7 protein-coding genes and 1 pseudogene are annotated in these 8,020 nt (G+C 39.4%); all 8 read right to left on the reverse strand.

The genetic code is table 11. The features are described 5' to 3' along the window. Position 1 precedes the first annotated feature (1 nt). On the reverse strand, positions 2-1,342 hold the full coding sequence (locus Q0502_RS18745) for a carboxypeptidase-like regulatory domain-containing protein (RefSeq protein WP_298654075.1): 1,341 nt from the start codon (positions 1,340-1,342) through the stop codon (positions 2-4). Between the two features lie 36 nt (positions 1,343-1,378). Next, positions 1,379-2,290 (reverse strand): GLPGLI family protein, encoded by a 912-nt coding sequence (locus Q0502_RS18750; RefSeq protein WP_298654077.1) that lies wholly within the window; start codon positions 2,288-2,290, stop codon positions 1,379-1,381. A gap of 6 nt (positions 2,291-2,296) precedes the next feature. Further along, positions 2,297-2,926: a lanthionine synthetase LanC family protein gene (locus Q0502_RS18755; RefSeq protein WP_298654079.1), complete on the reverse strand. Its 630-nt coding sequence runs from the start codon at positions 2,924-2,926 to the stop codon at positions 2,297-2,299. 909 nt (positions 2,927-3,835) lie between these two features. Further along, complete coding sequence (locus Q0502_RS18760) at positions 3,836-4,711, reverse strand: hypothetical protein (RefSeq protein WP_298654081.1); 876 nt, start codon at positions 4,709-4,711, stop codon at positions 3,836-3,838. A gap of 283 nt (positions 4,712-4,994) precedes the next feature. Next, positions 4,995-5,180, reverse strand: a complete 186-nt coding sequence (locus tag Q0502_RS18765; protein ID WP_298654083.1) for a TIGR04149 family rSAM-modified RiPP — start codon at positions 5,178-5,180, stop codon at positions 4,995-4,997. 382 nt (positions 5,181-5,562) lie between these two features. Further along, the gene (locus tag Q0502_RS18770; protein WP_298654085.1) at positions 5,563-6,801 is read right to left on the reverse strand and encodes an NAD(P)/FAD-dependent oxidoreductase; all 1,239 of its coding nucleotides are present in this window, start codon (positions 6,799-6,801) and stop codon (positions 5,563-5,565) included. Between the two features lie 635 nt (positions 6,802-7,436). Continuing rightward, positions 7,437-7,865: pseudogene (gene rplQ, locus Q0502_RS18775) on the reverse strand (50S ribosomal protein L17); the annotation flags it as partial. An 8-nt stretch (positions 7,866-7,873) separates the two neighbouring features. Then, a partial coding sequence (locus Q0502_RS18780; protein WP_298654087.1) for a DNA-directed RNA polymerase subunit alpha C-terminal domain-containing protein occupies positions 7,874-8,020 on the reverse strand: 147 nt, incomplete at its 5' end.

An 8,020-nucleotide genomic window follows, 5' to 3' on the forward strand; every position in this document is an offset into this window, starting at 1 on the left:
TCTAGTAGCTTCGTTTTCTGATGTTCCGGATAAAATCCAGTGAGTTGCCCACCGAGAAAAAAGGCCGGGACAGATACTGCGACAGCATTTCGTCCATATCTCCCACATTACTCCTTGTAACGCCCGTTCCCCGATCATTGCCCCAGCTCCCCTTGACATTCAACGAATTGTTGAAATACTTCTCTTCCTCGTTTGAATTCAATCTAAACGACAAATCCAGATTATTGGTCCTGGTCAAGCTCTTAATATTTTCTTCGATCCTTACGGAACTGCCGTCAGGCAGAAACTGCTCTGAAACCGAATAGCCTTCCTTACCCACACGGTCGTTGAAGTAAATGGCATTGAATGTCATTTCCATATCCTTCTTCATCTTAATCAACTGGTTCGCGGCAATAGCATTACTGATACTGTTGATGTATCTATTCTTGCTGACCGGGGGAGTGGAAGGGGAGGTGATGGAGAGCATACTGGTACTTTCGGAACTCGCATAGTTATAATCGTAACCTTCGCGTGTGACAACCTCCAGACTCAAATCCTTACCGGCGTTATTCCCCTTGTAGGTCGTCATGTTTTGCTTTCGGGGGGCAAAGTACATCGCCACCAATTCCGCATTCCACATTGCCGGTTCGTAACCGGCTCCCGCCAGGGCATTCATCATCAGCTTCCCCTTGGCGTTTTCCTTCAATTTAAGGTTGAGTGCCGCCGCATCGACAAACATCTTGTCTGCCAACACTTTGATCGGCTGGTGATTTTCCATCACCTGAACGGTCGCCACATCCCGTGCTTCAATGTTTTTGGTTGCAATGCTATAACGACCCTGTAGAAGATCCAAGTTCTCGATATAAAACTTATTGATGGGTTTCTTATTATAAGAAATAGTACCTGATTCATCCACATCAATACCCGGCATCTTCTTTAATACATCTTCGATGGTACGGTCATTTTGACCGGTATATACGCCAACTGCGTAGTTGAGGGTATCTCCGGCACGGCGGATTGGTGACGCAGTGACGGTTACCCCTTTCAACTCAATGACTTTCTCCTCAATGTTGAAATCGACCTGCCCCGGGCGGTTGGGCACTGTACGGCTATGTTTCCCTACTGTAAGTCCGGAGGCTGTAACCACGAGGGAATCGGCTGTTCCCTTGTAAGTTACTTTGTAGTTCCCATTTTCGTCGCTTGTCGTAAACCCGGCAATCGTGTTACTTCCCTTGGCCTGCACGGTTATGTTGGCAATCAAAGGCTCTCCCTGCCTGTTCTTGACCGTGCCGGTAAGAATCGTTTGGGAGTATGCAAACAGCGGAATAATCAAAAAAAAGATACCGAAAAAAAACTGTCTCATCGCATATTGTATTTTATGCTACAAATCTCCTGAACCTCATTCCAATTCCATGGGGTTGTACGGATTTAACTTTTCTTCATTTGGTGTCGCAAGAGCTATACCTTTTGGATTAGGCAATAATAATAACCGGTAATAATTCTCCTGGGCTTCTCTTTTCAATTTCACATGATTTCTTCTATCTGCTTTCTTGAATTGTGTAAAGGCATCATGCATTTGTATGGGGAACTTTTTGGGGTAGTTCTCAATCCCCACGCATTCAAAAACAAATTGCCTCTCCTCATCGTACACTTTCAGGATCAATCCCGGCAAACCCCCGAATTTCCAGGGGCCGTTACTGATGGGGATGTCCGTTGTGAACCAAGCCGTATAATTCCTGCCTCGAAATTGGCATGCCGCTTTTTGGCATAAATAGCCGACAACGGTCAACGTATCGTCGCTTATTTCCCAGTTTTGCACGAGAAGGGGTTCCGTACATCTGCTGTCAAAATGCGATAATTTATTGGGCATACGGGTATATTCGGTCAACTCCTTTTTCGAAAAATCCTTGAAATATTCCGAATAGATATACTCCGACCATCCCTGGTATTTTCCCATGGGGCCCTTCCATCCGACCGTTCTATACTCGTCATTAACTTTTGGATTATCTTGTATCCAAATAGAGGCTAAGGAGTCGTTGTTAAATACAAAATAACTATAGTATCTTGAAAAATGTGTCCCTATGTCCAAACATTGTAAATCGTCGTATGTTTCCATATTTCCGATGTCCGTCGCATTCATGGCATACAGTATCCGGATATTGCTCAAATCGACGGTACTCATTTTCAATTCAAATTGAAAAGGGTAAGGTGCCATCGGATTTACACCCGGAGTTTGCTGTGATAAATTTTTCTGGGCAAAACAAACCCAGGATGAAAAGCTGAAAATTAAAAAGATAAATACCTGTTTCATAATTAACTAAATATTATTAATGATTGGCTGATATGCTATAAACTCCAAACAAAAACCAATAACCCCGGTCAAACTTAAATCTTTATTTCTTTTACTGTATTCACTCCAATACGGTAAGACAGTAATGTCATAAACAGATGGAGGATCTATGTCTTTTCTATTTTTATAATAAAGAATGTATTCTATATATGTTTCGGGGCAGTTATTGTGTTTGCCATTTTCAATGATTTCCTTCGATTTATTATAAACTTCCGATAAGAAATCAGGGGTAAAAGGATTATTACCTTTATTTCTATCATTCTCAGAATATAATCGACACAGTATGTATCTTACAATCCCGCCAAATCCATAGAACAAATCGTAACGATTTATTCTTGCAGGGGATATTTCCATTACTTTCAAATTTAAATCCGACAATATTTTATTGACATCTCCCGAAATAAATTTATGCAGGGATAAATATTTGATACCCCATCCTATCTCCAATAATCCATCTGCAAAATTTAATGGTATATTCTCAGACACAGCATCAATAACTTTATCTAAAAGAGATTTTGCCAATTGAGAAAAAAATGGATTATGGGAAAATTTCGCGTAGTGAAATAGCAATATGGAAATTCCCATTTTCCCAGCCACTAGCCCAATGCCTTTGGATTGATCAATATGACAGACAATGTATGAAATACGGTTTAAAAGTATTCGTTCTTTATTTTTTATAGTTTCTTTTTCTTTATATTTTTTTCTCTATTTAATTTGTCAAATGAAATAAAATCCTTTGTAAACTTGCTCTCCAAATCAGATTTCATAGTTTTGATAAATTCATAATTCTCATAAAATAAAAGAGAAGATTGAAAATATGTTTCAGGAGATTTAAATTTTTCAATGGCAAACGTCTTTTTTTGTAAAGCATTTGGCAACAACAGATAAGCGATGTATAACCGGTTATAAGTTCTTTTTTCGGAAAAATGTGCATAGGGCGGGGTATCCCTGTGTATGTGGCCAATCACTACATCGTTTAATTCAGTTTAAAAATTCACCATCTCTAAAGAAAGGATGCAATGTTTTTTGAGATTATACCTTAAATCAATAACTTTGTCGTACAAGTAAATACAAATAGCAAAGTGTCATGTAATTTGTTAGCGTGATTTCTATATTATTTGGTGTTCTAAATATTGTTTTATCATTTTTGTTCCCATTTCACCAAAAGTTTCTGTATTAGAATTGAAGGATACCTTAAAAAGTATGTTAGCAATAAAACTATTCAAAAGTTATTCTACAATTAAAAAAGAAACCATATCGGTAATCTTTTACTCTCATAAACATTTTATCAATACCATTGTATGAATGAAGATATTATTTCGACATTCTGTCCAATACCAAAAAGAACAAGACAGGAAGGAAGAAAACAATAGTCGAAACTTTACGTAGTCTGACTAACCTTACTACATTTCAAAGACCGTTTGAAGTAAAGACCTTCAGCTTATTACCAAATTTTTCTATCTTTGGGATGGTAACTCAATTATTGTCATTTTAATGTATATCTCTTTAAATAATCGGTTTACTGATTTTATAGGTTTCTATGTTTAATATTTCCCTTACTTCCGGACATTTGTTCCATAGAATGCGATAAAAGGAATCATCTATTTTCAATAATCGACCAAAATCGTAAGTATAATTATTGAAAATATATCCTTCTTCGAAATTGATAATGCATTCCTGTTTTTCATTCTGATCATCAATAACATAAGTTTTGTTGGCACGCCCTTCTGCTTTATAGGGCTGCATAAACAGACACTTGCCCTTCTCCTGAATTGTGAGGTCTAAATCTTCATTGTCATAAAATATTAAGGTGTTGGTCTGCTGATCCATTTCTATCAAATAGATATGCTCACTACATTGTTCCCTGAACAAACCTAAGTAAAATTCATCCAAATCACGGGGAATTGATAATTTATTTTCACGAATAAATCGGATTTCATCATAAAAAAGCATGCATAGTTCCCTGAAATATTCGGTTCTACCTCCATAGAAAAAACCTCCACCGTTTCTATTATTCCAATAGGGTTTTACCAATAGAAAATCATGCTGAAAAAAATTATATCGGTCACCAATTGCAAAATCAGCGTCAATAAAGAAAATATGGCTGTAAGTATCCCATTTTCCAGAAGCATCCAGATAATCAGTAATGAGGTTATTCTTCAACAGTGTAGTAAAAGGCCATAAAGTAGTTTGGCAAGGAATGGAAACAATTTCCTTGATCGTTTCATTTCGGTCGGTGAATACATAATAATCTAGATCAAGATCCTGTCCAAAGTTCATTTTATTGTAGGGAAAATATCGGCGTACAGAATTAAAATAGATAGGATCTTTCCCAACAGCGATCGTAAAAAGTGCAATCTTGTATATGGATATATCTTCCATAATTTATGCGAATTAAAAAAAACGCATTAAAAATAGATCCGCAATATAGAAAAAAAAACGACAAAAACCATTTTTTTCATATATTTTATGTATTTTTTGTGATATGTAAGAAAATACATCAAATTCATCAGTCTTCTTCTGAGATATTGATTGTTATATGATTTTTCATTGTTGTTTTTTTAAAGTGCAAAGAATTCTTTATCAAATTTTTCTTTTAAAGAAGTTGTTAATTTCATGAACCGAATTTCGATTGTGAAGAACAGAAGCAAACGAAACTTTTTCCTTAAAATATGCCGGAAAATGTTCTTTTAAATACATCACATTTGTTGTGTTCAGAAGATGTCAAAGTAATACCTGTACAGGTGCAACCGCAGGTTGATCCTCCACCGCCCCACAACATGCCCATCTGCCTTGCTTCCAACTCCGATTTGCTGAGTTGGGTAAGTTTTAATGCATTAATTGTTCTCATAAAGAATCATATTTAATTTTTATTCATAGACATTGTTACTCGCAAAGACGTCATTGTCTTTTTATTCTTTCCGGCAAGCGATAATGCCGGAAAGAACTATTGTTTATTATGGCACAAAATAATTAACTGATTGGTATCGTCGTTAATTTCCGAATATACAACTGATAATTAATACATTCCTTGTACCGTATCGTTTCCTTCCGGAAATAAGGAATGAATTTCTTACCGTTTGGGTCTTGTTGGGCATATAGATACATATTCAAGTTATACCGTATGTAGATTGCCGGATCGATATCTTTTATATTATCCTGAACAAACCGGATAAGCGGGGTGGTTAGTCACATTGATCATTCATAATTCAAAAATCCCATACGGATACACTTCAATCACTATCTTTCAGTATCAGGCGCAACGAGTTGTTTTTGGTAACATAGTTCCAGGCCCAGTTGATAAAAACAACCAGCTTGTTACGGACGCTCAGGATGAGCATCAGGTGGAGGAACATCCATACAAACCAGGCAAACCGCCCTTTGAACTTCACGAACGGAAGATCCACTACCGCCTTGTTCCTCCCGACGGTAGCCATAGTACCCATATTACGGTATTCATAAGGTTTCAGATCGGTTTTTCCATCCACGATCTTCTGCAGGTTTTTCGCCAGATTCTTCCCCTGCCCGATCGCCACATTGGCCAACTGCGGATGACCCTGGGGATATTGTTCCGTTTCCATGTAAGCCACATCTCCTATGGCAAACACATCTTGCAGCCCCTCTACCCTGTTGATCCGGTCTACCCTGGTCCTTCCGTTCCGCAATACAGAATCAGCGGGAATACCTTCTATGACGTTACCTGTCACACCGGCCGACCAGATCACGTTACTGGTCGGGATAACCTCTCCGCTATTGAGGGTAACCAATTCCCCGTCGTAATCCTTTACAATGGTTCCTGTTTTTACGATCACTCCCATCGACCGGAGGTATTTCTCCGAATATTGTTGGGCAAAACTGCTCATATTAGGAAGTGTATGCGGCCCGCCTTCCAGCAGATAAACCTGTACCTTATTGGAATCGATATTGGGATAATCTTTCGGCAGTATCTCCTTGGTCATCTCGGCAAAAGCGCCTGCCAGCTCCACGCCGGTGGCTCCCCCACCTACTATCACTATATTGTATAATCCCTCTTTCTTTTCGGCGTACAATAGCTTCTCGAAATTATACAGAATAGCGTTTCGCACATTGATCGCCTGGTAGGTCGATTTCAGCACAAGTGCATTTTTTTCAATCTTTTCGTTACCGTAGAAGTTGGTGCTCGTACCGGTAGCTATCACCAGATAATCGTAAGGGAACCTGCCGACAGAGGTCTCCACATACTTCTCTTCACCATTCACAGAGAACACGTGGGCAAGGCGGATGCGGACATCCCTTCTCTTTTGAAATATTTTCCTGATGGGAAACGAAACGGTGGAAGGTTCTATCTGCGACGCTGCCACCTGATAAAATAACGGGGGAAACTGATGATGGTTTATCTTATCGATCACAATGATATCGAACAGTCCCTTTTTCAAATGATTCACGAATTGTAACCCGCCAAACCCGCAACCTATTACAACAATCTTCTTCATGTTATCCTCCTTCATTCGTTACTTTGACCGTAACGTCCGCTTTTAATTTCTCAATATGACTTTACCCGGGCGGCTATCCGTTCCGGGAGATTTACCATACTTTTGATTAATAAACAGTCGGCAGTATAAAAAGTTGACCGGTGGGGCGGGTAAAAAGCGAAAAAGCGCTACAAATCACTTGCGGCGCTTTTCTTAAATGTTTAACATTTTAAAAATCACAGCTTCGCTGTAAATACATTATCGACTGAGTTTTTTAGGTCTCCGTCTTAATGACGATGTACCCACAGCGTTTCTCTTACTTCCTTTAATGAAAGTTTACATCATGCATTATCTCTTGGAAGAGGAACTTTTTTACCTGTATCAGGATTTTGTTCTTTTAACTGAGCCTCTATGCTTGCTGCCACCTTTTCTTCTTTTACTTCCTGTTTGGCAGCAGCCTTTTCTTTATCGGTCTTCGCTTCCACTTCCGGGATTACATCGGTGTTAACGGTCTCCTCCAAAACGGTTTCATCTTGTTCTGTTTCCGTAGCCGGGGTTTCTTCCACCTTTACCGCCGCTTCCTTCACGTTCTCTTCGGTTTCCTTTACCGCTTTTGTTTTGCTTGTTTTCGCCTTAGGTGCATCGGCCACGGCGGCATCTCCGGATACTTTCCTGCGTGAACGGCGGGTTTTTGCTTTCTTCGCCTTGCCGTCGCTTAGCATGTTCTCGTTAAAATCAACCAACTCGATGAAGCACATGGCAGCATTGTCCCCCAAACGGAATCCGGTCTTAATAATACGGGTGTATCCTCCGGGACGGTCAGCTATTTTCTGCGATACTGTCTGGAACAGTTCCGTTACGGCAGTTTTGCTTTGCAGTTTACCGAAAACTTCCCGGCGCGAATGGGTGGTATCCTCCTTACTCTTTGTGATGAGGGGTTCTACGTATTTTCTCAATTCTTTGGCTTTGGGAACAGTAGTAAAGATGCGCTTGTGCATGATGAGCGAACTGGCCATATTGGATAACATGGCCGAACGATGCGCAGTTTTACGTCCCAAATGATTATTTTTCTTATTATGTCTCATTGCAGTTTTTAGTCTTTATCTAATTTGTACTTCGATATATCCATGCCGAACGTAAGCTTCAGGCTACTGAGCAGTTCTTCCAGTTCGGTAAGCGATTTCTTTCCGAAGTTACGGAATTTAAGCAGGTCGTTCTTGTTGTGTGAAACCAATTGTCC

Source organism: uncultured Proteiniphilum sp. (genome assembly GCF_937873925.1).
GTDB lineage: Bacteria > Bacteroidota > Bacteroidia > Bacteroidales > Dysgonomonadaceae > Proteiniphilum.

What these genes read in the sequence shown, in the direction of transcription:
- Q0502_RS18745 (WP_298654075.1), bottom strand. Translation starts at nt 1,342, where the DNA reads ATGAGACAGTTTTTTTTCGGTATCTTTTTTTTGATTATTCCGCTGTTT.
- Q0502_RS18750 (WP_298654077.1), bottom strand. Translation starts at nt 2,290, where the DNA reads ATGAAACAGGTATTTATCTTTTTAATTTTCAGCTTTTCATCCTGGGTT.
- Q0502_RS18760 (WP_298654081.1), bottom strand. Translation starts at nt 4,711, where the DNA reads ATGGAAGATATATCCATATACAAGATTGCACTTTTTACGATCGCTGTT.
- Q0502_RS18765 (WP_298654083.1), bottom strand. Translation starts at nt 5,180, where the DNA reads ATGAGAACAATTAATGCATTAAAACTTACCCAACTCAGCAAATCGGAG.
- Q0502_RS18770 (WP_298654085.1), bottom strand. Translation starts at nt 6,801, where the DNA reads ATGAAGAAGATTGTTGTAATAGGTTGCGGGTTTGGCGGGTTACAATTC.